Here is a 24,490-nt window from a genome sequence, read left to right as displayed (position 1 = left end):
GGCTCGTCGCGACCTGAACCTCAACATACCCTGAACGTCGTCAACTGGGGACGATTTCCGGCACCCGCATCGCCGGCGGGGTGTTGCGGCTCCGGCCGGTCCGCACCACGCCGTCGATGACGACCATTCCAATGCCTGGAAGATTGCCGAGCGCCACGCTGTCGAGCAGCCCGTCGCCGGCGCCGCCGATCGCCTGATCCATGAAGATCAGGTCGGCGGCGCGACCGACCTCGATCAAACCGCGATCGTCCAGTCCGCGCACGCGCACCGTGTTGCCGCTGGCAAAACAGAACGCCACTTCCGGCGCAATACCGCCAAGCGAAGCCAGCATGGTCAGGGTCCGCAGGATACCGAGCGGCTGCACGCCGGATCCGGCCGGGCTGTCGGTGCCCAGGATGACGCGCGAAAGTTCGCCGCGCTGCCTTGCCAGGTCGAGCACGAACAGTCCGGTGCGCAGATTGCCGTTGTGGACGATTTCAAGCGCCCTCGAACCCTTCTCGCAGATCTGCCGTATTTCCGCGTCGGGCAGGGCGGTTGGCCCGCCATTGACGTGGGCGACGATGTCGGCGTCGACCTCCAGCACGACATCCGCGCCGATGCGGCCGGAGCCGGGCAGCGACGGGCCGCCTGTGTGGGTCATCGAGGTCATGCCGTATTTGCGCGCCCAGGCGATCATCTTCCGGCCGGTCGGCCCATCCTTGACGCCGCCAAGCCCGACCTCGCCGACAAGCGTCACGCCGGCCTCGGCGAGACTGCGGAAGTCTTCCTCGGTAAGGCCGGGTTCCAGGATCGGTGCCCCGGCCAGGATCTTCATGCCGTTCGGACGGAAGTTGGAGAAGGTGCGCTGCGCCGCGATCGCCAACGCCTTCAGCCCGACAAGATCGCGCGGTCGGCCCGGTGTGTGGACCTCGCCAGCCGAAATGATCGTGGTGACGCCGCCATGCACGGTCGAATCCATCCAGCCGATCTGGTTCTGCCGGGGCGTCCAGTCGCCGGCCACCGGATGGGCGTGGTTGTCGATAAGACCCGGCGCGACCGCACAGCCCATCGCATCGATGATCGTCGCCGCGCTGCCGCCATCAATGTCGCCTGCCTTGCCAATGCCTGATATGCGTCCATCGCTCACGACGATGGTGTCGGCGTCGATGATCGGTTGTGCGAGATCGCCGCTCAGCATGAGACCGATATTGCGGACGACGAGCGTGTTGGCAGACGACTGGAGGTCGGACGACATCGGTTCTCACTTTTGCTGTTATGGAAAAAAGGACTGGACGAGGCTTATTTGCCGCCGTCGCCATTCGATGGGTCGTCGTCATTGATGCGCTGGAGCAGGCGAAGCAGCGTCGCCTGCTCAGCCGGGGAGAGCGGCGACAGGAACCGCCGCCCGACCTCGACGCTGCGTTCGAGGCGCTCCAGCGTATAGTCGGTCCCTTTGCTGGTCAGCGCGATCATCGTCAGGCGTTGGTCGGTTTCGGAGGCGCTGCGCGTGATCAGCCCGTGTTTGAGCAGTTTACGCATGACGATGCTGATGGTCGACGGGTCCATCGCCGTCAACCGGCCGAGATGGTTCTGCGAGACTTCGCCATGCTTGAGGATCGTGGCGAGCGCCGCGAATTGCGTTGGCGAAAGGTCTTCGCCGGCCATGACCTGCTGGAAGCGCAGTGTCGCGCGCTGATGCGCCCGGCGGATGACGTGCGCCGGGTGACGGTCCAGTTCATAGCCGGTCTCGGCGTATTGCTGCAGCACTTGCTCGCGGCTCGGGGGTGCATCGCCGCTCGGCGTTTTCGAGGTCGCGCCTTTTTCGGATTGCGGTTTCTTTTCAGTCGTCACACCGGACTCCTATCGCCGCTGTCTCGGATGTCGCCGGTTTGGAAAAGCTCAAGCCGCGACCTCCGCTGGTTGAAGCGACGTCCCGTCGCGGAGGGCTGCGACGACATCAGCCGAATCGCTGACCACGCCGAAATGGGTCGCTATGTCGTAGAGCGAGCTTTCCTGCTCGCGCGGTCCCGTCGCTGCGCAGCAATCGCTTGGCACCACCACCTCATAGCCCTGAAAAAAGGCGTCATGGACGGTCGAGCGCACGCAGATGTTGGTGACCACGCCGAAAATGACCAACTGGTCGACCTGCATGTCTTTCAGCGTCAGGTCGAGGTCGGTTTGAAAGAAGGCCGAGTAGCGCCGCTTGATGACATGGATCTCATCAGCGCGGGCGCCGAGATCCTCGATGATCTCCGGCCCCCAGCTTCCATCCAGGCAATGCGGTGTGCGCTTCAGCCATTCGCGCTCGCGTCGCATGCCCGGCCGGTGGCTGTCATGGACCCAGATCACCGGCACGCCGGCGGCGCGCGCGGCCTCGATCACGGCCAGTTGCGGCGCGACCAGCGTCTCGTACCCAGGCAGGACCATGGCCCCGCCGGGCTTGCAGAACTCATTGACCATATCGATGACGATAACGGCTGCACGGCGTGGATCGAGGCGCACCGCATCATCGTGCCGATGTGAGGAAAAACTGTCCACGGGCATGGCGAGCTCCTTTGACCGATCGTTGATGCTCATACAAAAAACCCTAGTGGATGCCAAGTCAATCCCGTTCGACGCAAAGCGTGCTGGTCGGCCTTGCGCACCGCGCTCCGACAAGCGTATGCGCTATTTGCCCATCGCGAAATGGCCTTGACAACGCTTGTCAGGCATGTGCTCGATTTGTATGACCATCAATGATATTCAAGCCGCTGAATTGCGGAGCCGAGGCCGAGATATGAAAACCATCGTCACCGGAGCCAGCGGCCTGCTTGGCCGCCATGTGGCCGAGGCTCTGGTTGCGGCCGGCCACGATGTGCTTGGTGTCGACGCCGTGGTGCCGGGTGAGGTCGCATGGCGCCACGCAACCGCCGATTTGACCGATCTGGGATCGACACTGCAGCTGGTGCGCGATTGCGATGCCGTTGTGCATGTCGCGGCCATTCCGCGGCCGACCGGCCGGGCCGGCGGCGAGGTGTTCAAGACCAACATCGCGACCGCCTACAATGTGGTCGAGGCAGCCGCCATGGCCGGCGCCAGGCGCTTCATCTATGCCTCATCCTTCAGCGTCTTCGGCTATCCCTTTTTCGAAAAACCTGTGCGACCGCCCTATCTGCCGGTCGACCTGGACCACCCGGTCGGCGCGCAGGATCCGTACGGCCTGTCGAAATGGCTGGGCGAGGAAATCGTCGACGCGGCGGTGCGCCGCGGCGCCTTTTCGGCGGTCAGTATCCGCATGCCGTGGATCCAGACGCCGGGTTCATTTTTCGAGGGCGTCGGGCCGCGCCGCGCCACTGCCGACAGTGCCCGCGACCTGTGGGCCTATCTCGACGCGCGCGACGCCGGGCAGGGCTTCCTGCGGGCGCTTGAATGGCAAGGCGACGGCCATCTGCGCGTCCTGCTCAGCGCCGCCGACACCTTCATGGAAGAGGAAACCGAAGCGCTCGTGCGCCGGGTCTATCCCGATGTCGCTCTATCGCGGCCGATCGCCGGTTTCGGTACCGTGCTCGACACGGTCCATGCGCGCGAAACGATCGGCTTCGAACCACAATATTCATGGCGCTCCTATCCAAAGCCGGAGACCGGGGGATGAAACGATTCGACCAGAAGAAGATCCTTGTCACTGGCGGCGCCGGCGCGATCGGCGGCGCGGCGGTGCGGCGTTTCCTTGACGAAGGCGCGCGCGTCGCCATTGTCGATCGCAATGGCGCGGCGGCGCAGCAGCTGGCTCGCTCACTGGGTGAAAACGCCATTGCCATCGAAGCCGACGTCACCGATGAAGCGGATGTGCGGCGCGCCGTCGAGGCGACCGTCGAGACGTTCGGCGGCCTCGACGTGGCGTTCAACAATGCCGGCATTTCCGGCGTCGTCGCTCCCGTTCACGACCTGCCGGTCGAGGACTGGGATACGACCATCCGTATCAATCTGCGCGGTATCTTCCTCGTCCTGCAGGCATCGCTTCGGGCGATGATCAAGGCGGGGACCGGTGGCTCGATCGTCAACATGGGCTCATCCATGGCCGGTTGGGACGTCCTTTCGGGCGGTGCCGGCTATGTCGCTTCCAAACACGGCGTGGTCGGCCTGACGCGGGTTGCGGCGCTCGATGCCGCGCCCTACGGCATACGCGTCAATGCCATTTGCCCCGGCGTGATCGAGACGACGCTTGGCGTGCCGGCTTCCGGTGACGGCGAATTCAAGAGCAGCGTCCAGCATTTCGCCGACCGCATTCCATTGCGCCGCATCGGCCAGCCGGACGATGTCGCGGCCGCCGTGGCTTTCCTCGCCTCCGACGAGGCGAGGCACGTCACGGGCGTGGATTGGCTGATCGACGGCGGCCAGACCTTGCAGAGCTGGGCCAACGCCCCTGATGGCGGTGCGTTTCCGAAATTTCGCTAAAGCTCAATTTCGCTGCTCGATTTGCTTGAGCATTGATCTGCAAGAATTCGGCAAACCAATTGTCGGATGCCGGCCGCTCCCGCTAAAGGCCAGGCCCCATTCGCGATCTACTTCACGCCGATGCCGGCGGTCAGGCCGCCATCGATCTTGTAGTCCGCGCCAGTGCAGAATCCGGCCTTCGACGAACACAGGAAAGCGATAAGTTCGGCCACCTCCTCCGGCTCGCCGATGCGCCCGATGGGGTGCGCTTCGCCGAAGCGCTTGTAGGCGGCCTCGACATCGGCGTCCGCGCCGTTCTCGCCGCGGGCGGCCTTCTCCAGGATCGGAGTGCGGATCGAGCCGGGGCTGACGGAATTGACGCGGATGCCGGAGCGCGCATGGTCCAGGGCCAGGGCACGCGTCAGCGTGTGGATGGCGCCCTTGGTGGTGGCATAGGCGGCGACGTTTTGCTGGCAGGCAAAGCCCTGCACCGAAGCGACGTTGACGATGGCGCCGCCGCCCCTGCGGACCATTTCCGGGATGCCGAAATGCGCGGTCAGATAGATCGACCCGACATTGACCGACATCGCCTTGTTCCAGGTCTCGAAATCGGTGCTGACGGCGCTTCCGTACGGATGCACCGCCGCCGAATTGACGACGATATCGAGGCCGCCGAACCGCTCCACGCCGGCCGCGACCGCGTCGCGAACCTGATCGGGCACGGAGACGTCGGCGCCTATCACCAGCGCCCCGGCTGCGGAGCTTTCCAGTTCCGCTTTCAACGCCGCATTGGCCGCGCGGTCGATGCCGCAGGCGACGATCGCAGCGCCCCCTGCAGCGAGGCGTCTGGCGGTTGCGAGGCCAATCCCGGTCGTCCCCGTCACCAAGGCAACCTTGCCGTCGAAATCCTTCATTGGGAAAACTCCTTCATTCGCTGTCCGAAACCGGTTCCTAGTTTGACACCCATTGTGGTCCAACAATAGGTTGCCATCCTCTCGCAGAAGGAAGCGGCAATGGAACAGTGCTGGCGCTGGTATGGACCAAACGACCCGGTAACGCTCGATCATGTCAGGCAGGCCGGTGCGACCGGCGTGGTGAGCGCCTTGCACGATATCTATGACGGGCGCGCCTGGCCGCTCGAGAGCATTCTGGAGCGCAAACTTGTCATCGAGGCCGCCGGCCTGACATGGTCGGTGGTCGAGAGCATTCCGGTCCACAACTCCTTCAAGATCGGCGCGCCGGAACGCGAGCGCTACGCCGGCTACTATCGCGACTCAATCCGCGCGCTCGCCAAGGCCGGCATTGCGACGGTCTGCTACAATTTCATGCCGGTGGTTGACTGGACCCGCACGGATCTCGCCTATCGGCTGCCGACGACGGGCTATGCGCTGCGTTTCGACGCCATCGATTTCGCAGCCTACGACCTGTTCGTGCTGAAGCGCGTCAATGCCGAAGCCGGCTATACCGCTGCCCGTATCGCCGAAGCGGAAGCGCGGCTGAAGGAATTGAGCAGCGAAGCGATCGACAGGATCGAACGCAACCTGATCGCCGGCCTGCCGGCGACCGAGCGCAGCTATGACAGGGACAGTTTTCGCGAGGCCCTGGCGGACTACGATGCGATCGGACCAAAGGAGCTGCGCCAAAACCTTGCCTGGTTCCTGCGCGAGATCATTCCGGTGGCCGAAGAGGAGGGGGTGCGCATGTGCATCCATCCCGACGACCCGCCCTTCTCGCTCTATGGCTTGCCGCGCATCGTTTCGACAGCCGAGGATGCGCGTTTCATCCTTAACGCCGTCGACAGCCCCGCCAACGGCCTGACGTTCTGCACCGGCTCTTATGGCACGCGCGCCGACAATGACATCGTCGCCATGGTCAAGGAATTCGCCGACCGCATCCACTTTGTCCACCTCCGCAACATCACCATCGAGGATGACGGCTCGTTCTACGAAGCCGAGCATCTCGAAGGCGGCACCGACATGGCGCATGTTATCCTCGCTCTGATGCAGGAAGAGGCGCGCCGTCGCAGGGAAGGCCGTGCCGACTGGCGCATTCCGATGCGACCAGACCATGGCCATCTGCTTGCCGACGACATCGGCAAGACCAGGATCAACCCCGGCTATTCGCTGATCGGCCGGCTGAAGGGCCTCGCCGAGCTGCGCGGCATCATGCGCGCCATCGAGCGGTTCGAGCTGGCTTGAAGCCGTCTTGCCGGTCGGCTGGCGGGATTTACAGACGATCACGCGCGATTGCGCTTCCGCTGCGACTTATACGCTGTCGCACTGGAAAGTGCGGTCCACGAGAGGCAGGGCGGGTAAAGCACTTGTCGGGAAATTATTTGCCGACAGGTCATAATATGCAGCGCTGACGTTCTTCCATCCGGCCCGGATTGGACTTCCTGTTGCTTTGATCGGCACGCCTTGCGTGTCACTTTGAGATGCATTCATGCTCGAAGCTCTTGCCGGTGGTCGCTTCTACTTCTCCTAAGCCAGGGCAGAGAAAAGAAGGAAGCTGACCATGCCCAGAATTGTGCCGGTGCTTGACCTGAGCCGCCTCGAACAAGGTGCGTCCGAGTATCGTACCTTTCTCCTGGACCTGCGTACGGCAGCCCGGGACGTTGGCTTCTTCTATCTCAGCGGCCACGGAATTTCCGCCCCGGAGATCGACGACGTGCTCGATGCCTCGCGACGGTTCTTCGCGTTGCCGGAGGCCGACAAGCTGGCCATCGAAATGGTCAAATCCCAGCAGTTTCGCGGCTACACCCGCGCCGGCGGCGAACTGACCAAGGGCGCGGCCGACTGGCGTGAGCAACTCGACATCGGCGTCGAGCGCCAGCCCATAGCGCAGGGACCTGGAATTGCACCGTGGACACGGCTGCAGGGGCCGAACCAGTGGCCGTCTGCACTGCCGGAGCTCAAGCCGGCACTGCTTGCATGGCAGGCCAAGGCGACCGCGGTGGCCATTCGGCTGCTGAAAGCCTTCGCACTATCGCTCGATCAGCCCGAGGACGCCTTCGACGCGATCTATCGGGACTCGCCCAACCATCGCATGAAGATCGTCCGTTATCCCGGCCGTGACGCGATCGAAGGCGACCAGGGCGTCGGCGCGCACAAGGATGGCGGCTTCCTCACCCTGCTGCTGCAGGACGACAACAAGGGCCTGCAGGTCGAATATGACGGAAGCTGGGTGAATGTGGATCCGCTCCCTGGAACGCTGGTCGTCAACATTGGCGAACTGCTCGAACTGGCATCGAATGGGTATTTGCGTGCCACCGTTCACCGCGTCGTGACGCCGCCTGCCGGCGTCGAGCGGATCTCCGTTCCCTTCTTCTTCAGTGCGCGGCTGGACGCGACCATACCGCTTCTGACCCTGCCCGAGGAATTGGCGGCCGAAGCGCGCGGGCCGGCAAGCGATCCGGACAATCCGTTGTTCCGCGATGTCGGCACCAATGTGCTCAAAAGCCGACTGCGTTCACATCCCGACGTGGCACGCCGCCACTATGCCGATCTTCTCCAGGCCGGAGTGGCGGGTTCGTGAACTCAGCTCTGCACGAATTTTTGCCGTTTCATGTGTTTTTTGGAATGCCATTCGTCGCCAAGGCTTCGAGATAGGCGCAAAAAGGTAAAATCGTCTAGCGGTTTCCTCCCATTCCGCTGGACGGTGTTCCCCTCTGAAGGTTCAAACCTTCTTTTGGCCGGGCCGCATTCGAGCCCGGCCATTTTTTGTCCTGGTCCCGGACAGCGCAAAACCTATGCTGCAAACGGCCGGTGTGGAGGAACAGGATATCTTCCCGAGTTGCGCGGACCGTCCGATCCTGAGTTTAGGATTCGAGCGCTAGTGCTCGACTGTATCGATCGGTCGAAACGACTTTCATGACACAAAAACAATTGCACCTCGGCGCCTTCATGCGCCCCGTCAGCCTTCATACCGGCGCCTGGCGCTATCCGGGCGCCTATGCCGACGCCAATTTCAATTTCGCGCATCTGAAGCGCTTCGCCCAGACCTTGGAGGCGGCGAAGTTCGACGCCTTCTTCATGGCCGACCATCTGGCCGTTCTCAACATGCCGATCGAGGCGCTGCGGCGCAGCCACACGGTCACCTCGTTCGAGCCGTTCACGCTTTTGTCGGCGCTCGCCGCCGTCACCGACCATATCGGGCTGGTCGCCACCGCATCGACGACGTTCGACGCGCCCTATCATGTTGCCCGCCGCTTCGCCTCGCTCGACCATATCAGCGGCGGACGCGCCGGCTGGAACATCGTCACCACGTCCAATCCGGATGCGGCGCTCAATTTCGGCCTCGACGAGCATGTCGAGCATGACGAGCGCTACCGGCGGGCCCGGGAATTCTACGATGTCGTCACCGGCCTGTGGGACAGCTTTGCCGACGATGCCTTCATCCGTGACGCCGAAAGCGGGTTCTATTTCGACCCGGCCAGGCTGCATGTGCTCGACCACAAGGGTGAGCATCTCTCGGTGCGCGGCCCACTCAACATCGCGCGGCCAATCCAGGGCTGGCCGGTCATCGTGCAGGCCGGCGCCTCGGAGGCAGGACGCCAGCTGGCAGCGGAGACAGCGGAGGTCATTTTCGCCGCCCATGCCGATCTCGCGGCGGGGCAGCGCTTCTTCGCCGACGTCAAAGGCCGTGCGGAAAGGCTTGGCCGGTCGCGTGACGACATCAAGATCCTGCCCGGCGCCTTTGTCGTTGTCGGTGACAGCGTCGAGGACGCGCAGGCCAGGCGGGCGAAGCTCGACAGTCTCGTCTACTACGAGAGCGGCATCGCCTCGCTGTCGATCGCCATCGGACATGACGCGTCCGGTTTTGATCCTGACGCGCCCTTGCCCGAAATCCCCGAGACCAATGCCTCGAAGAGTGGCCGCGAGCGCGTCATCGAACTGGCACGCGAGGAGAACCTGACCGCCAGGCAGCTTGCGCAAAGGCTGGGCGGCTATTCCGGCCTTGCTTTTGTCGGCACGCCTGAAACAATCGCCGACGAGATGGAGGAATGGCTGATCGGCGAGGGTTCCGACGGGTTCAACGTCATGTTTCCATACCTGCCCGCCGGGCTCGATGATTTTGCCGAGAAGGTGGTGCCGGAATTGCAACGGCGAGGGATCTTCAGGCGGCAATATGAAGGGTCGACACTGCGCGAGAATCTCGGCCTGAAGCGTCCGCCCAACCGGTTTTTCGAGTAGAGCCTTCTTCGCAGGGAGATTTTCGATGTCGATCCAGTCCAACACCCGCATCGTGCTCGCGGCGCGGCCACAAGGCCGGCCGAAGCCGGATGATTTCCGCATCGAGACGGTTGATGTCGTCCAGCCGGGAGAGGGCGAACTGCTGCTGCAGATCCTCTATCTGTCGCTCGATCCCTATATGCGCGGGCGCATGAACGCTACGAAATCCTATGCCAGGCCCGTCGATGTCGACGGCGTGATGGAAGGCGGTACCGTTGCGCGCGTCGTGATCTCTCGCCACCCGGAATTTACCGAAGGGGATATCGTGTTGTCCCATTCCGGTTGGCAGAGTTTTGCCTTGTCCGACTGTGTCGGGCTGCGCAAGCTGGATCCCGCTGCGGCACCCATCACTACGGCGCTTGGCGTGCTCGGCATGCCGGGCTTCACGGCCTATGCCGGTCTGCTCACCATCGGGCAGCCGAAGCCTGGCGAGACGGTCGTCGTGGCGGCCGCCAGCGGCGCGGTCGGGTCGGCCGTTGGCCAGATCGCGCGCATCAAGGGCGCGCGTGCCGTCGGCATTGCCGGCGGTGCCGACAAGTGCGCCTTCGTGCGAGACGAACTCGGCTTCGATGCGGTCGTCGATCACCGTGCCGATGATTTTGCCGAGCAGTTGAAGGCAGCCTGCCCCGGTGGCATCGACATCTATTTCGAGAATGTCGGTGGTCCTGTCTGGGACGCGGTGTTTCCGCTGCTGAACGAATTTGCGCGTGTGCCGGTCTGCGGGCTGATCGCGCAGTACAACGTCATCGCGGATGCCGGCGTCGACCGGTTGCCGGTATTGATGCAGCAAGTGCTGCACCGCAGCCTGACGATCAGGGGGTTTATCCAGCGTGAATTTGTCGACCAGCGCCCGGCCTTTTATCGTGAGATGGCCGAATGGATATCGTCCGGCCGCGTCCGCTACAGGGAAGATATCGTCGATGGCATCGAAAATGCACCACAGGCCTTTCTCGGCCTTCTCGAGGGCAAGAATTTCGGCAAGCTGATCGTGCGTATCGCGGAATAGATGCCGCGCAACGATCAGGCGGGGCTGCTTGGGTAATTTCTGCCGCAGCCGTGGCCGCGGGGCGTGATTGCCAGCAGCCGCCGATCAGCCGGTTGCCCCGGCTGCCGATGACGCTGAGCGGCGAGAAACGCAACTTGCCGATCTGGGCGATGGTCGCGGCGTCGCGCTCGCGCAGGCTTGGATTGCTCACGGCACGGTTTCTGTCTCGAGTGCCGGCAGTGCCGCCGCCAGCCGGTCCGCCCATTCCTCGATGCCGGACCGTGTCGACAAAAGATCCTGCCGGATCTCGACGAGGACGGCGGCGATGCCGCGATCGTCGCCATGAATGGGCACGGCGTAGTCGGCGTCGCGGCTGATCACATAGGGCACGTTGGCCGCGACATTGAGCGCCGCATCGGTGCGCAGGCCCGAAAGGATCGCTTCGGCGAGACCTCTTGCTTGGTCATGCAGCACGCCGGCATGCCAGGGCCTGCTGACGCCGAGGAAGACCGGCGTGAAAGAATGGATCGTCACGATCCGCGTCTGCCGGCCTGCTTGTGCCCGGCGGTCGAGATAAGCGGTCACCCGGTCATGGAACGGCGAAAAGATGATCTCGGCGCGCCGGGTCCGCTCCGCCGCATCGATGCCGACATTCCCGGGAATGTCAGTGTCTTCCGACAGTACCGGAATGCTGCCTGGCGTGCCCAGTGGCCGGTTGAGGTCAATCAGCAGCCGCGAATAGCCGCTGAGGAAGGCCGGAGCATCGAGCTTCGACGACAGCAGGCGGGTCACTTCGGCGGCGCCGATATCCCAGGCGATGTGGCGCTGCAGATGGTGGGCATCGAGGCCAAGCTGTCGATACTCGACCGGCATGTGGTTGGACGCATGCTCGCACAACAGCACGATATCGGAACGGCCGTGCTCGTTAAGGGCCTCGACGGCCTCGGGCCAATCTTTTTTTGTCACTGCGGTCATCAATAGAGCGTCCGGTAGAGATCGCAGATGGAGGCCGGATCGAGACCGGCAAGACGCTCGGCTTCATGTCGCTTGAGGCCGACGAAGGTTTCGATGAAGACGGGCGCGAACCATCCCGTCACGGTGCCGTCGGCCAGCAGCGCGTCCAGTGCCGCGGGCAGGGTTTCGGGCAGGCGCACCAGACCAAGACTTGCCCGCTCCGCCTCGCTCATCAGTGTCGGGTCGCCGGTGACCAAAGGTGGCGACGGCAGGCCCGCCTTCAGCCCTTCCAGCCCGGCGCGGATGATCGCCGCCAGCGACAGATAGGGATTGCCGGTGGCGTCGGCGGCCCGGTATTCGATGTTGTATTGCCGCGCCGGATCCCGTCCGCCGATCGTCACCGTCGGGCAGATGCGCAGCGACGCCTCGCGGTCGCGGTCGGCAAGCCAGGTGTAGGAAGAACTCCAGCTGTGCGGCTTCAGCCGGTAGAAGGACGACACGCTCGACGCCGTCATGGCGGTCATCCCAGGCAGATGGCGCAGCACGCCGGCACAGAAGGCGCCCGCTTTGGCGGAAAGGCCGCCCGCCAGTGCCGGATCGTAAGTCATCGGCTTGCCGGCCTCGTCGACGAAGCTGAAATGGATGTGGACGCCGTTGCCGACGGCGGTTGGCGCTGTCTTGGGGGCGAAGCTCGCACGCCAGCCGGCATTGCGCGCCAACTCGCGCGTGATTTCGCGGATGGCGACGGCGCGGTCGGCCGCCGTCAGCGCGTCCGCCGGCTCGTGCGTCACCTCGAACTGCTCGTCGCCGAATTCGGCGATGACCACCTCGGGCACGACGCCGGCTTCCTCGAGCGCCGCCATCAGATTGGGCGCGAAAGGGTCGGCGCGGCGCAGTGCGGCGAAAGACATTGAATGCGCCTGTGCGAAGCCGCCGTCGGCGACGTTGAATTCATGCTCGAAGGCGGCGATGACCGACAGGCCGGTTGCGGCTTTCAAATCGGCCAGCGCGTCTTTGAGCATCGTGCGGGTGCAGCCGAGCCATGGGCTGCCGTCGAGCTCGACGATGTCGCCGGCGACCATATCGAATGGCGTTGCCGATCCGGTGCGTGTCGTGCGAAAGCGCGCCTCGAGATCGGGGATCAGCCGCAGGTCGCCCGACGAGCCCCAGGGGTTGGGATCGACGATCGAGTTGAACGGTGTCAGCGACAGATTGGCCTGCAGCCAACCGACGCCGGTCGTGGCGGTCTTCTGCAACTTGCTTTCGGCAACGAAACGGCCCCGCGTGACGGCGGAGAGATCCGTGGTGACGACGGCAACCAGAGGCTCGACAGTCGACGTCATGCCGGTTTTCCCAAAGCGTTGAAGCGGTCGACGACCGTGTCGGTGTCAGCCACCCAGCAGTAGCCGCCGAAGGCCTTGAGCGCGATGTCGTGGCGTTCCTGGGTGATGGTGGCGCAGGCATCCGATACGCAGGTGACAAGATAGCCGCGGTCGGCGCCGTCGCGCACCGCCATGTCGACGCATTGATCGGTCAGCACGCCGACCACGACGAGATAGCGGATGCCGAGGTTCTTGAGGAGATAGTCGACATTGGTCGAATTGAAGATGCCCGACGACGTCTTCGGCAGCATGATCTCGTCGCCAACCGGCGCCAGCGATGCCACCGGCAGTCCTTCGGGGAGACTGGGCGCAACATGGATCGGTGTCAGCTTGTGGTCGAGCGAGCGTTCACGGCCGTCTTCGGTCAGGCTCTGGATGATGGTGTGCAGCACCTCGACGCCATTGGCCCGCGCCGCCGCCAGCAGGCGCTCCTGGTTGGGGATCGTCTGCGAGGATGTCTGCCGGTAAAAATAATGATCGGGGCCACGTTCCGGATGCGACGGATCGGCGCCCGGCTCCAGCCAGATGCGCTGCATGTCGACGAGCAGCAGTGCCGTTTCGCCGGCACGGAAGGCTTCGTCTCGTTTGGGTAGGGCCTGGGTCATGCTTTGTCGTCCTGCTTTGCTGATTTGGGTCCCGGTGTCTTGCGGGGGCCGGGTGTCTTGCGCGCGCCGTTCTCTTGCGGTTCGCTGTCGAGCGTCACGGCATTGGCATGCCGCACCTTTTCGAGTCGCTCGATGCGGGCGCGGGCCTCGTCGCCCAGCGTCGAAACGATATGGGCGACCAACGCTTCCATCTGTGCGATCGCCGGCGCCAGCGTGTCGTAAGGTGAGGCGACTTCGAGCGGGCTGACGATGGTGACTTCGGCGAGATCTGATATCGGCGACAGCCATTGGTCGGTGAACAGGACGATGCGCACATCGAGCGCCGCCGCCTGTTTTGCATAGGCCATCACATCGAGTTGGTAGCGGCGGTAGTCGAAGACGACGAGCACGTCGCGCCGGCCGAGGTCGGCCAGCGTGTCGAAGATCTGCGGAGAGAGCACGCCGAGATCGCGAACCCCGGAGCGGAACTGCACGAGATAGCCGGCCAGCATGCCGGCGATGTGGCGGCTGAACCGGCCGCCAACCAGCACGACCTCGCCCTTGGCCTCCATCAGCAAGCGGGCCGCCCGCTCGTAAGTCTGGACGGGTGTCGCGGCGGTGGCTTTCTGCAAGGCCGTGGTGACGCTATCGAGATAGGCCAGCACGGCGCTGTCGTTGGAACCGCTCTGCCGCTTGGCCTCCATCATCAGCAGCGGCGAGTGCAGTCTTGCCTCGACTTCGGCCAGAAGCCTCGCCTGGAAATCCGGAAACCCTTCATAGCCGAGCTTCATCACCAGCCGCACCACGGTTGGATCGCTGACGCCAGCGCGCCGGGCGAGCGATGAGGCGGTGCCGAGGCCGGAGGTCGGGTAGTCCGTCAACAGCAGTCGGACGATCTTCTCCTCCGACGGCGTCAGCGCAAGATCCCCGCGCATCAGAACATCGCGTATCGCCATGGGCCTCCCCGGAATCCGTGTTCTCTTGTTTTGTCGAGTTTATTACAGAGATTTAAATCTCGGTCAACAATGAAGAGATGTTGACATTGCGCGATCGCTGGCCCTACCTTGTCGAAAAGCAGCCAAGAGAACTGTGGGGAACAGCCATGCGAAATGGAAGCGACGTCATCGTCGTCGGTGCCGGTATTGTCGGATCGAGCGCGGCCTATGATCTGGCCAAAGCCGGTGTGAAGGTCACGCTGGTCGAGCAGACCCATCCCGCCGGCGGCCCGTCGGGCAGATCGTCGGCGCTGCTGCACGCCTTCTACCTGATGCCGGAACTGTCGCAGCTATCCATCCGTGGCCGAGAGATCCTGGTGTCGCTGCCCGAAATCGCTGGCGAAGGATCCTTTGTCACCGAAATCGGCATGATGTGGGTCTGCGGCAACGACAACAAGGCGAGCTGGACGTCGGCAGCCGAACGCATCCGCGGCGAGGGCGCGCGCATCGACACATTGTCGCCGCAGGCCTTTGCCGATGCCGCACCGGGCTTTGCGCTGGACAATCTCGCCGTCCTGGTATCCGCGCAATGCGGTGCGCGACAGCGCGCCGACCTGGAACTTTGCCGTCGTGCATTGTCATGGGCATCCGGTGCCGCTCGACGATCACGGCACCGCCCGGCATCTCCTGCAGCTTGTCGACGTGCTGGAGAAGGATCGCGACGATCGCTGGCGCATGCGTGAGCTCGGACCAGGCGGCATGGAGCGGCGCATACCTGGTATCATAGGGTTCGACCTGCCGATCGGGCGGCTCGAAGCCAAGGTCAAGATGGGCCAGGAAGTGCGCCTCTATGACACAGGCGGAGCCATCAGGGTGCCGGAGCAAAACGATCCGGCGCTGGCAACGATGATGAAGGCGCACAACGCGCATCGCCAGGACTGACCGCCTGCATGCGGCAAGGAAAAGAAAAATGATCCCCAATCTCAACATCGTGCCCTTCGTCAGCGTCGACCATATGATGAAGCTGGTGCTGAAGATCGGCGTCGAACGCTTCCTCGTCGAACTCGCCGGCTACATCGAGGATGATTTCCGCCGCTGGGAGCTGTTCGACAAGACGCCGCGCGTCGCCTCGCACAGCGCCGAGGGTGTCATCGAACTGATGCCGACCAGCGACGGCGAGGTCTACGGCTTCAAATATGTCAACGGCCATCCCAAGAACATGCGCGAGGGACGCCAGACCGTGACCGCCTTCGGCATGCTCGCCGACGTCCACAATGGCTACCCGGTATTGCTGTCCGAAATGACCATCCTGACGGCGCTGCGCACGGCGGCGATGTCGGCTCTGGCCGCCAAGTATCTGGCGCCGGCCGGCTCCAGCTGCATGGCGCTGATCGGCAACGGCGCCCAGGCCGAATTCCAGGCGGTGGCCTTCAAGGCGCTGCTCGGCGTCGACAGGCTGAGGCTTTACGATATCGACCGCTCGGCCACCGAAAAATGCATCCGCAATCTCGCCGGTCTAGGCTTCGACATGGTCGCCTGCGGCACCGCGCAGGAGGCGGTCGAGGGGGCTGACATCATCACCACCGTCACCGCCGACAAGCAGTACGCCACCATCCTCACCGACAACATGGTCGGCTCCGGCGTGCACATCAACGCGGTCGGCGGCGACTGCCCCGGCAAGACCGAATTGCATCGCGATATCCTGCTGCGCTCAGACATCTTCGTCGAATACCCGCCGCAGACCCGCATCGAGGGCGAGATCCAGCAGCTTGCGCCGGATCATGAGGTGATCGAGCTGTGGCAGGTGATGTCAGGCGCCGTGCAAGGCCGGCGCGATTCCGGCCAGATCACGCTGTTCGATTCGGTCGGCTTTGCCATCGAGGATTTTTCGGCGCTGCGCTATGTCAGGGATCAACTGCGCTCGACCGGCCTCTACCAGGAACTCGACATGCTGGCCGACCCCGACGAACCGCGCGATCTGTTCGGCATGCTGTTGAGGGCGGCCCAGCAGGGTTGAGGCATAGAGTGTTCAGCCAGCCGAACCCCACATGGCATCCGGCACCACCACCAGCTTGCCGACGAAATCCTTGGCAATGAAATCCGCCTGCGCATGGTGGAAATCGGAGAGCTTGTAGACGCCACCGACCAGCGGCCGGATTTTCTTCGCCTCGATGTAACCAACGATGCGACGGAAATCCGCGCGCGTGCCCTGGCTCGAACCATGCAACTGCAACTGCTTGAGATACATGGTTCTGAGATCGAGTTGCACGACCGGACCGGCAATCGCGCCCGCGGTCGTGTAGCGGCCTTCGGGCCTGAGAATACGCAAGAGGTCGTTGAAGATCGCGCCGCCGATCAGGTCGGCCACCACGTCGATCGGTTGGCCGCCGGTCGCTTCAATCACGGCTTGCGGCAGGTCTGCGACGCCACGGGTGATGACCGCCTCGGCGCCGATGTCCAGCACCGCCTGTTCCTTGCCCTTGCCGACGACGGCATAGGGAATGGCGCCGCGCGCCCGTGCCAGTTGCACGATGCCGGAACCGACGCCGCCCGAGGCGCCGGTGACCAGCACGCGCTCGCCGGCCTTCAAGCCGGCGCGCTCCAGCATCTGTTCACCGGTCAGGTAAGCGCAGCAGAAGGTGGCGAGTTCGACGTCGCTCATGTCGGTATCGACGACATGCGCATTCTCGGCCGGCACGGCCTGGTATTCGGCGTAGCCGCCGTCGCGGCCGTGGCCCATATAGTCGATGTCGGCAAGCGAATCGTCGTCGCGATTGTAGATGGAGAAATCGACCATCACCCGTTCGCCGATACGCTCCGGCGACACGCCTTCGCCGACGGCGGCGATGGTACCGACGGTGTCGGTGCCCTGGATGCGCGGGAAAACAAGCGTGTTGCCCTGGCGCCGCCATGTCGACACGGCGGCAGCGTCCTCCTCCGTGCCATAGGCGCCCTGGCGCACCCAGACATCGGTGTTGTTCATGCCGCAAGCGCTGACCTTGACCAGCACTTCACCTGGCGCAGGCGCGGGCACTTTCACATCGCTACGGTAGACGAGTTTTTCCGGCCCGCCGTGCCCGACAAGCAGCACGGCGGCCATGGTGGCGGGGAGGGTTCTGGTCATGGCATTCATAGTCGATCTCAGAGATTGGCAAACACGCTCTTGACCGCATCGGCGGTCTTCGACACGACGATGTCGGCTTCCTCGCGGGTCAGGCAGAGCGGCGGCGCGAAGCCAAGAATGTCGCCCTGCGGCATGGCGCGGCCGATGACGCCGCTTGCGGCAAGCGCTGTCGCCACCTGCGGTCCGATCTTCTGCGAAGCGTCGAAGAACACCCGGTCGTCCTTGTCGGCAACGAATTCCACCGCTGCCAGCATGCCGTCGCCGCGGACGTCACCGACATTCCTGTGGCCGCCGACCGCCTTGGCCAGCTCGGCGCGGAAATAGGCGCCGGTCTCCTTGGCATTTGTCACAAGATCCATCTCGTCGATCAGCTCGAGATTGGCCACACCGGCGGCAACGCAGATCGGATGTGCCGAATAGGTCCAGCCATGACCGAGCGAACCGAGCTTGTCGGAACCCTCAACCAGCACCTGCCACATCTTTTCGGCGACGATGACGCCCGACAGCGGCGCATAGGCCGATGTCAGGCCCTTGGCGATGGTGATCAGGTCCGGCTTGATGCCGTAATGGTCGGAGCCGAACATGGTGCCCAGTCGGCCGAAGCCCGTCACCACTTCGTCGGCGACCAGAAGCACGTCGTACTTCTTCAACACCGCCTGGATCTTTTCCCAATAGCCGGCCGGCGGCGGCACGATGCCGCCGGTGCCGAGGATCGGCTCGCCGATGAAGGCAGCGACGGTTTCCGGGCCTTCGGCCAGGATCATCTCCTCGAGCTTGTCGGCACAATGCTGCGAAAACTGCTCCTCGCTCATCGAGCGGTCGGCGCGGCGGAAGTAGTAGGGTGCCTCGGTGTGCAGGATCGGCGCGCGCGGCAGGTCGAAGGCGTTGTGGAACAGGTCGAGCCCGGTCAGCGATCCCGTCATCACGCCCGAGCCGTGATAGCCGCGCCAGCGCGAAATGATCTTCTTCTTCTCCGGCCGGCCGAGCACGTTGTTGTAGTACCAGATCAGCTTGATGTTGGTTTCGTTGGCATCCGAACCGGAGAGGCCGAAATAGACCCGCGACATGCCCTGCGGCGCGCGATCGATGATCATCTTGGCCAGCGTGATCGAGGCCTCGGTACCGTGGCCGACATAGGCGTGGTAATAGGCGAGGTTCTTCGCCTGGGCGGCGATGGCGTCAGCGATCTTCTGGCGGCCGTAGCCGACATTGACGCAATAGAGCCCGGCGAAGGCATCGAGGCTCTTCCTGCCATTGTTGTCCCACACGGTGACGCCTTCACCGCCGGCCATGATGCGTGTCGGGCTTTCGCCCCGCGCATGCGTGCCCATATGGGTCGAGGGATGGAAGAAGTGGTCGCGATCCCAGGCGGCGAGTTCGTTGGACTGGTCGAGCATTTTTTGACTCCTTTAGGGATGGCAGGACGAACCTAGGCGACGTCCAGACAGAGATACTTCAGATCGGTGAAGGCTTCGAGCCCGTGGCGCGAGCCTTCGCGCCCGATGCCCGATTGCTTGACGCCGCCGAACGGGATCGGCGCGCCGGTGATCTTGACGCGGTTGATGGCGACCATGCCGTAGTCGAGCGCGCGGCCCATGCGCTGCTGCCGGCCACCATTCTCGGTCACGACATAGGCGACGAGGCCATACTCGGTGGCGTTGGCGCGGGCAATCACGTCATCCTCGCTGTCGAACGGCGTCACGGCGGCAACCGGGCCAAACGTCTCCTCGCGCATGATCAGCGCTTCGTCACTGACATCGGCCAGCAGCGTCGGCTGGTAGAACAGCGGGCCGGCCTGGTGCCGCTTGCCGCCGGTGAGGCAGCGCGCGCCGTGAGCGATGGCATCGGCGACCTGTTCCTCCACCTTCTTGATGGCGCGCTCATGCATCAGCGGCCCGATGTCGATCTTCTCGGCAAGGCCATTGCCGGTCCGCAGCGTCTCGATGCGCTTGGCGAAGGCGGCGCAGAACCGATCGTAGATCGGACGCTGGACGTAGATGCGGTTGGCGGCGAGGCAGTCCTGGCCCGACGTGGCGAATTTGGCGTCGATGGCGATATCAACCGCTTTGTCCAGATCTGCATCGGCAAAGACGATCAGCGGGGCATGACCGCCAAGCTCCATCACCAGCCGCTTCATGGTCGGCGCGCTCTGGGCGGCGATCAGCCGGCCGATCTCGGTCGAGCCGGTGAAGCTCATGGCACGCACGCGCGGATCTTCGCACATCCGGCCGACGATCGTCGAAGCCTTGCCGGTGACGATGTTGAAGACGCCCACGGGCAGGCCGGCGCGTTCGCCGAGTTCGGCCAGCGCCAGCGCCGACAGCGGCGTTTCCGAGGACGGATGCGCGACGATGGTGCAGCCGGCGGCAAGGGCGGCGGCTGCCTTACGGGTCAGCATGGCCGACGGAAAATTCCACGGCGTGACGACGCCGACGACGCCGAGCGGCTCGCGCCGCACCATCATCTCGGCGTTCGGGAGATGGCTGGTGACGCTCTCGGCGTTCAGGCGTTTTGCTTCTTCGGCATACCATTCGACGAAGGAGGCGGCGTAGTCGATCTCGCCCAGTGATTCCTGCAGTGGCTTGCCCTGTTCAAGCGTCATCAGCAGAGCCAGATCATCCTTGGCGCCGACGATCAGCTCGAACCATTTTCGTAAAATTGTCGAGCGCTCCTGCGGCAACAGCGCCCGCCAGGCCGGGAAGGCGCGCGCCGCGGCATCGATCGCCTTTGTCGTCTGCCGGCCATCGAGCGCGGCGACGAAAGCGACGGTCGTGCCGGTGGCCGGATCGGTGACCTCGAAGCTTTCGGCAGCCTCGCTTGCGGTCCAGTGGCCATCGACATAGGCGAGTTCGCGCAGCAGCCGGCGGTCGGCGAGGCCGTCGAGCGCTTCATGGCGATGCGAGCGGGCGAAATGCGCGGACATGGTCAAGGCCTCCCGGTTCGGACTGATGCGGGAAGACTATCCGCCCGATGCAGATAGAGAGGCTGTTTGGAAGTCCTGGCGTAGAGAGACTCTCTCTATCGGGTTGCCCGGCGAGAGAATCTCTCCGCTCCTATGACGACGCCGGCAAAAGCTCTGCGATGGGCAGCGCCACCTCGTCCTTCACGGTCTTGATGACGATGTAGGTGAAGTAACGATCGATGCCGATCTCGCGGTCCAGCAAGCCATCGACCAGCCGCTGATAGGCGTCGATGTCGCGCGCCATTACCTTCAACAGATAGTCGACGCCGCCGCCGACAGACCAGCAGGCGACGATCTCGGGAACATCGCGTATAACGCGCTCGAAGCGGTCGAAATCGGCCTGGCGGTGGTTGGCCAGCGTCACCTCCATCAGCACGGTGGCAACGGGTGCCACGACGCGCATGGCGATCCTGGCGTGATAGCCCGAGACGATGCCGGCCTTTTCCAGCTTGCGCAACCGCATCCAGCACGGCGTCGGAGACAGGCCGACCTGCTCGGCCAGCGCCAGCTTGGTGATGCGCCCGTCGCGCTGGATGGCGTCGAGGATTTTCAGGTCGATCGGGTCGAGTTTCGCTGATGTCATCAGGGCTCACTTTTTCGTCGAGTACCATGACGGCGCATTATTTCGATTGTCAATTGCACTGATTTCGATCTCTAATAAGTCATGACATTGTGGCAACCCGATCCCGCGCTTATCCGGCGGCCGGCCTATCAGTCGCTGGCCGACCAGTTCGCGCGCGCCATCCATGACGGACGCCTTGCCAATGGCGCGCGGTTGCCGACCCATCGCAGGCTGGCCGACGACCTCAAGCTTTCGGTGCAGACGGTCAGCCGCGCCTATGAGGAACTGATCCGGCGCGGCCTGATTTCGGGCGAGATCGGCCGCGGCAGCTTCGTCCAGACGCAGCGCCGCGAGCCCGAGCCGCCCTATCTGCCGGAGCGGCTCGGTGAAGTCATCGACCTTTCGATCCTGAAACCGGTCTGCGAGCCGATGCATCTTGAGCGGCTGAAGCAGGCACTGGGATGGCTGGCCGAGAACCTGCCGTCGAGTTCAGCACTTTCGTTCCGGCCCAACATGGTGTTTCCCCGCCACCGCGCGGTGGCGGTCGAATGGTTGAGACTGTGCGGCCTCGATGCATCGCCGCAGAACGTCAGCCTGACCAACGGCGCCACCGCCGGCATGACAGTGGCGCTGATGAGCGTCGCGCCGCCGGGCTCTACGGTCGCCACGGAGGCGATCGGCCACCACACGCTGGTGCCGTTGGCACGCTATCTCGGCTTCAACCTGGAAGGCCTGCCGATCGACGACAACGGCCTGATTCCGGAAGCGCTGGATGAGGCCTGCCGGCTTTCCGACATCCGCGCGGTCTTCGTGCAGCCCTCGGTCATCAATCCGACGGCGACGCTGATGGATGCGCGGCGGCGAGAAGAGATCGCGGCGGTCGCGCGCAAGCACGATATTGCCATCATCGAGAACGATGTGCTGGGTCCGCTGGTCGAAGACCGGCCGCCGCCGGTTGCCGCGTTCGCGCCGGAGCGCACGCTCTACGTCACCTCCTTCACCAAGATCACCGTGCCCGGCCTGCGCATCGGCTATCTGGCCGCACCCGACCGCTACGTCGCCGCCGTCGCCAACCGGCATCTGGTTTCGAACTGGATGGCGACGCCGCTGGTGGCCGAGATCGCCACCAAATGGGTGACCGACGGCACGGCGATGGAGCTTGTCCACTGGCAGCGCGCGGCTTTGCGGCGCCGGCAGGATATTGCAGCGCAGGTGCTGGCGGGGGTCGACTATCGCGCCCGGCGAGACGGGCTGCATGTCTGGCTTCAACTGCCCGCGGACCGTGCCGAGGAAAGCTTTGTCGCCCAGGCCCGCCTGCAAGGCGTGGCTATCGCGCCCGGAACATCCTTCCGTATTTCGGGTGCGCCCTGGCACCCGGCGGTGCGTATCTCGCTGGGTTCGACCACCGAGGGGGAACTGCGCGCCGGCCTCGGCGTTGTCACCAAGCTGCTGCTTGGCGATCCGGAGCATCTGCTGCTCGCAATCTAGGTCCGGTTTGCCCGGAAATTGCGCGGAATCAGAATAATTGTCATGATATTATTTTCCCAATTGACATGATTTGGCGCGTTCCGCATCGTTAAGGGGCATAGGCTTCTCCAGCACGGGGAAATACATTTGTCCGCACCAGCGCCCATCATCAAGATCGACAGCATCTCGAAAAGCTTCGGCAGCTTCAAGGTGCTGGACGGCCTGTCGATGCAAGTCATGCCCGGCGAGAAGCTGGCACTGATCGGCCCATCGGGTTCGGGCAAGACGACGATCCTGCGCATCCTGATGACGCTGGAGCGCATCGATGGCGGTCATATCCAGATCGACGGCGAGCAGCTCTACCACATGGAGCGCAATGGCCAGCTGTTGCCCGCCGATGAGCGGCATCTGACAAGGATGCGCCAGAAGATCGGCATGGTGTTCCAGCTGTTCAACCTGTTTCCGCACAAGTGCGTCATGGACAATGTCACGCTGGCGCCGATGCTGACCAAGGGCACGCCGCGTGCCGCCGCCGAAAAGCGGGCGATGGAACTGCTCGAAATGGTCGGCATGGCCGACAAGGCCAAGAACATGCCGGCGCAGCTGTCCGGTGGGCAGAAGCAACGCGTGGCGATCGCTCGGGCGCTGGCGCTGTCGCCGAAGATCATGCTGTTCGACGAGGTGACGTCGGCGCTCGATCCAGAGCTGGTCGAGGAGGTGATGAACGTCATGCGCAAGCTCGCCGCCGAGACCGACATGACCATGCTGCTGGTCACCCACGAGATGGGCTTTGCCCATGATTTCGCCGACCGGGTGCTGTTCTTCGATCGCGGCAGGATCGTCGAAGAAGGCAAACCGGACGAGATTTTCCGCAATCCCAAGCAGGAGCGCACGCAAGGTTTCCTGAAGAAGATCATCGCGGCCGGACATCGGGTCTGACCGCAATGCCCAGGGCGACGAAGTCGTCCCGAGGCGGCGAGGGCCGCCATGCAACAAAGCAAGACAAGAAACAAGGAGTTGGGAACAATGAACAAACTTGGCATTCTGGCCGGCGTTGCCGGTCTTGCACTGACGGCGGTGCTGGCCGCCTCGATCCCCGGTTCGGCCGATGACAGCAAGCTCGAGCAGCTCAAGGCGCAAGGTTTCGCCCGCCTCGCCATCGCCAACGAGCCGCCTTATACGGCGGTCGCCGCCGACGGCAAGGTTTCGGGTGCCGCGCCTGATGTGGCCCGCGAGATATTCAAGCGGCTCGGCGTCGCCGACGTTGCCGCTTCGATCTCCGAATATGGCGCCATGATCCCCGGCCTGCAGGCCGGTCGCTTCGATGTCGTCACCGCCGGCCTGTTCATGAAGCCGGAGCGCTGTGCTGCGGTCGCCTATTCGGAACCCGTGCTGTGCGACGCCGAGGCGATGCTGGTGAAGAAAGGCAATCCAAAGGGCTTCAAGAGCTATGAGGATGTCGCCAAGGATACGACTGCGACCATCGGCGCGCCGGGCGGCGGCACCGAGGAGAAGCTCGCGCTCAATGCCGGCGTGCCACGCGATCGCGTCATCGTCGTGCCGGATGGCCAGAGCGGCGTGAAGATGCTCCAGGATGGCCGCATCGACGCTTATTCGCTGCCCGTCCTGTCGATCAATGATCTGGTCAAGAAGGCCAACGATCCGAACCTCGAAGTCATCGCTCCGGTGCAGGGCGCACCGGTCTATTGCGACGGCGCCGCTTTCAAGAAGGGCGACGAGGCACTGCGCGACGCCTTCGATGTGGAACTGGCCAAGATGAAGAAATCAGGCGAGTTCGCCAAGATCATCGAGCCCTACGGCTTCTCGGCGGCAGCCGCGATGTCGACCAGCCGCGACAAGCTCTGCGCGGCGAAGTGATTCTTCCTTCTCCCCGTTCAACGCGGAGAAGGTG

Annotated in this window: 23 protein-coding genes and 1 pseudogene; 12 read left to right on the top strand and 12 right to left on the bottom strand. The window is 63.8% G+C overall.

What is annotated here, in order from left to right:
- Window positions 1-40 precede the first annotated feature (40 nt).
- The 3 genes from M729_RS0116595 to M729_RS0116585 are packed head-to-tail and all read right to left on the bottom strand — an operon-like array spanning window position 41 to window position 2,523.
- Window positions 41-1,234 (bottom strand): amidohydrolase family protein, encoded by a 1,194-nt coding sequence (locus tag M729_RS0116595; RefSeq protein ID WP_027162240.1) that lies wholly within the window; start codon window positions 1,232-1,234, stop codon window positions 41-43.
- A gap of 44 nt (window positions 1,235-1,278) precedes the next feature.
- Window positions 1,279-1,830, bottom strand: a complete 552-nt coding sequence (locus M729_RS0116590) for a MarR family winged helix-turn-helix transcriptional regulator (protein ID WP_027162239.1) — start codon at window positions 1,828-1,830, stop codon at window positions 1,279-1,281.
- Between the two features lie 48 nt (window positions 1,831-1,878).
- Window positions 1,879-2,523, bottom strand: coding sequence for an isochorismatase family cysteine hydrolase (locus tag M729_RS0116585; RefSeq protein WP_027162238.1), 645 nt, complete (start codon window positions 2,521-2,523; stop codon window positions 1,879-1,881).
- Window positions 2,524-2,755: 232 nt separating this feature from the next.
- Here M729_RS0116585 and M729_RS0116580 point away from each other — a divergent pair, with 232 nt between their 5' ends.
- Window positions 2,756-3,610 carry an NAD(P)-dependent oxidoreductase gene (locus M729_RS0116580; protein ID WP_027162237.1) on the top strand — a complete coding sequence of 285 codons (855 nt, stop codon included), beginning with the start codon at window positions 2,756-2,758 and terminating at the stop codon, window positions 3,608-3,610.
- Window positions 3,607-4,413: an SDR family oxidoreductase gene (locus M729_RS0116575; RefSeq protein ID WP_013530305.1), complete on the top strand. Its 807-nt coding sequence runs from the start codon at window positions 3,607-3,609 to the stop codon at window positions 4,411-4,413. Before M729_RS0116580 ends, M729_RS0116575 begins: the two co-directional genes overlap by 4 nt.
- Window positions 4,414-4,520: 107 nt before the next feature.
- Here the strand turns inward: M729_RS0116575 and M729_RS0116570 are convergent, their stop codons facing one another.
- Window positions 4,521-5,306: an SDR family oxidoreductase gene (locus tag M729_RS0116570; RefSeq protein WP_027162236.1), complete on the bottom strand. Its 786-nt coding sequence runs from the start codon at window positions 5,304-5,306 to the stop codon at window positions 4,521-4,523.
- Window positions 5,307-5,405: 99 nt separating this feature from the next.
- Here M729_RS0116570 and uxuA point away from each other — a divergent pair, with 99 nt between their 5' ends.
- The 4 genes from uxuA to M729_RS0116550 all read left to right on the top strand — a co-directional run bounded on the left by uxuA (window position 5,406) and on the right by M729_RS0116550 (window position 10,629).
- Window positions 5,406-6,590, top strand: a complete 1,185-nt coding sequence (uxuA, locus tag M729_RS0116565; RefSeq protein WP_027162235.1) for a mannonate dehydratase — start codon at window positions 5,406-5,408, stop codon at window positions 6,588-6,590.
- Window positions 6,591-6,906: 316 nt separating this feature from the next.
- Window positions 6,907-7,926, top strand: a complete 1,020-nt coding sequence (locus M729_RS0116560; RefSeq protein ID WP_027162234.1) for an isopenicillin N synthase family oxygenase — start codon at window positions 6,907-6,909, stop codon at window positions 7,924-7,926.
- 335 nt (window positions 7,927-8,261) lie between these two features.
- The gene (locus M729_RS0116555; RefSeq protein WP_027162233.1) at window positions 8,262-9,584 is read left to right on the top strand and encodes an LLM class flavin-dependent oxidoreductase; all 1,323 of its coding nucleotides are present in this window, start codon (window positions 8,262-8,264) and stop codon (window positions 9,582-9,584) included.
- A 25-nt stretch (window positions 9,585-9,609) separates the two neighbouring features.
- On the top strand, window positions 9,610-10,629 hold the full coding sequence (locus M729_RS0116550; RefSeq protein WP_027162232.1) for an NADP-dependent oxidoreductase: 1,020 nt from the start codon (window positions 9,610-9,612) through the stop codon (window positions 10,627-10,629).
- 186 nt (window positions 10,630-10,815) lie between these two features.
- Here the strand turns inward: M729_RS0116550 and M729_RS0116545 are convergent, their stop codons facing one another.
- From M729_RS0116545 to M729_RS0116530, 4 genes are read right to left on the bottom strand one after another with little or no spacing between them, the layout of a single operon-like run.
- Window positions 10,816-11,583, bottom strand: coding sequence for an N-formylglutamate amidohydrolase (locus M729_RS0116545; RefSeq protein WP_024502302.1), 768 nt, complete (start codon window positions 11,581-11,583; stop codon window positions 10,816-10,818).
- Window positions 11,583-12,905: a glutamine synthetase gene (locus M729_RS0116540; RefSeq protein ID WP_024502303.1), complete on the bottom strand. Its 1,323-nt coding sequence runs from the start codon at window positions 12,903-12,905 to the stop codon at window positions 11,583-11,585. The genes M729_RS0116545 and M729_RS0116540 overlap by 1 nt, the downstream gene beginning before the upstream one ends.
- A complete protein-coding gene (locus M729_RS0116535) occupies window positions 12,902-13,549 on the bottom strand; it encodes an isochorismatase family cysteine hydrolase (protein ID WP_013530318.1) in 648 nt (215 codons plus the stop codon). Before M729_RS0116535 ends, M729_RS0116540 begins: the two co-directional genes overlap by 4 nt.
- Window positions 13,546-14,484, bottom strand: a complete 939-nt coding sequence (locus tag M729_RS0116530) for a MurR/RpiR family transcriptional regulator (protein ID WP_027162231.1) — start codon at window positions 14,482-14,484, stop codon at window positions 13,546-13,548. Before M729_RS0116530 ends, M729_RS0116535 begins: the two co-directional genes overlap by 4 nt.
- Window positions 14,485-14,561: 77 nt before the next feature.
- On the opposite strand from M729_RS0116530, the pseudogene M729_RS01000000135280 reads away from it, so the two are divergent.
- From M729_RS01000000135280 to M729_RS0116515, 3 genes and pseudogenes are all read left to right on the top strand, one after another.
- Window positions 14,562-14,999: pseudogene (locus M729_RS01000000135280) on the top strand (FAD-dependent oxidoreductase); the annotation flags it as partial.
- A gap of 1 nt (window position 15,000) precedes the next feature.
- A complete protein-coding gene (locus M729_RS01000000135275; RefSeq protein ID WP_245267590.1) occupies window positions 15,001-15,405 on the top strand; it encodes an FMN-binding negative transcriptional regulator in 405 nt (134 codons plus the stop codon).
- 28 nt (window positions 15,406-15,433) lie between these two features.
- The gene (locus M729_RS0116515) at window positions 15,434-16,480 is read left to right on the top strand and encodes an ornithine cyclodeaminase (protein ID WP_027162229.1); all 1,047 of its coding nucleotides are present in this window, start codon (window positions 15,434-15,436) and stop codon (window positions 16,478-16,480) included.
- 12 nt (window positions 16,481-16,492) lie between these two features.
- Here M729_RS0116515 and M729_RS0116510 read toward each other — a convergent pair whose 3' ends face one another.
- The 4 genes from M729_RS0116510 to M729_RS0116495 all read right to left on the bottom strand — a co-directional run bounded on the left by M729_RS0116510 (window position 16,493) and on the right by M729_RS0116495 (window position 21,132).
- Window positions 16,493-17,596: an alcohol dehydrogenase family protein gene (locus tag M729_RS0116510; protein ID WP_027162228.1), complete on the bottom strand. Its 1,104-nt coding sequence runs from the start codon at window positions 17,594-17,596 to the stop codon at window positions 16,493-16,495.
- An 8-nt stretch (window positions 17,597-17,604) separates the two neighbouring features.
- Complete coding sequence (locus M729_RS0116505; protein WP_027162227.1) at window positions 17,605-18,984, bottom strand: aspartate aminotransferase family protein; 1,380 nt, start codon at window positions 18,982-18,984, stop codon at window positions 17,605-17,607.
- A 32-nt stretch (window positions 18,985-19,016) separates the two neighbouring features.
- Complete coding sequence (locus tag M729_RS0116500; RefSeq protein ID WP_027162226.1) at window positions 19,017-20,510, bottom strand: NAD-dependent succinate-semialdehyde dehydrogenase; 1,494 nt, start codon at window positions 20,508-20,510, stop codon at window positions 19,017-19,019.
- A gap of 130 nt (window positions 20,511-20,640) precedes the next feature.
- Window positions 20,641-21,132: an Lrp/AsnC family transcriptional regulator gene (locus M729_RS0116495; RefSeq protein WP_013530324.1), complete on the bottom strand. Its 492-nt coding sequence runs from the start codon at window positions 21,130-21,132 to the stop codon at window positions 20,641-20,643.
- 81 nt (window positions 21,133-21,213) lie between these two features.
- On the opposite strand from M729_RS0116495, the gene M729_RS0116490 reads away from it, so the two are divergent.
- From M729_RS0116490 to ehuB, 3 genes are all read left to right on the top strand, one after another.
- Entirely contained in the window at window positions 21,214-22,599 is a 1,386-nt protein-coding gene (locus M729_RS0116490; protein ID WP_013530325.1) for a PLP-dependent aminotransferase family protein, read from the top strand.
- Between the two features lie 126 nt (window positions 22,600-22,725).
- A complete protein-coding gene (gene ehuA / locus M729_RS0116485) occupies window positions 22,726-23,517 on the top strand; it encodes an ectoine/hydroxyectoine ABC transporter ATP-binding protein EhuA (protein WP_027162225.1) in 792 nt (263 codons plus the stop codon).
- Window positions 23,518-23,604: 87 nt separating this feature from the next.
- Window positions 23,605-24,456, top strand: a complete 852-nt coding sequence (ehuB, locus tag M729_RS0116480) for an ectoine/hydroxyectoine ABC transporter substrate-binding protein EhuB (protein WP_013530327.1) — start codon at window positions 23,605-23,607, stop codon at window positions 24,454-24,456.
- The last annotated feature ends 34 nt before the right edge of the window (window positions 24,457-24,490 follow it).

It is taken from the genome of Mesorhizobium sp. WSM1293 (genome assembly GCF_000513875.1).
Taxonomy (GTDB): domain Bacteria; phylum Pseudomonadota; class Alphaproteobacteria; order Rhizobiales; family Rhizobiaceae; genus Mesorhizobium; species Mesorhizobium ciceri.
Note: the sequence above shows the minus strand (reverse complement) of the source record. Positions and strands in the feature narration are given on the sequence as shown.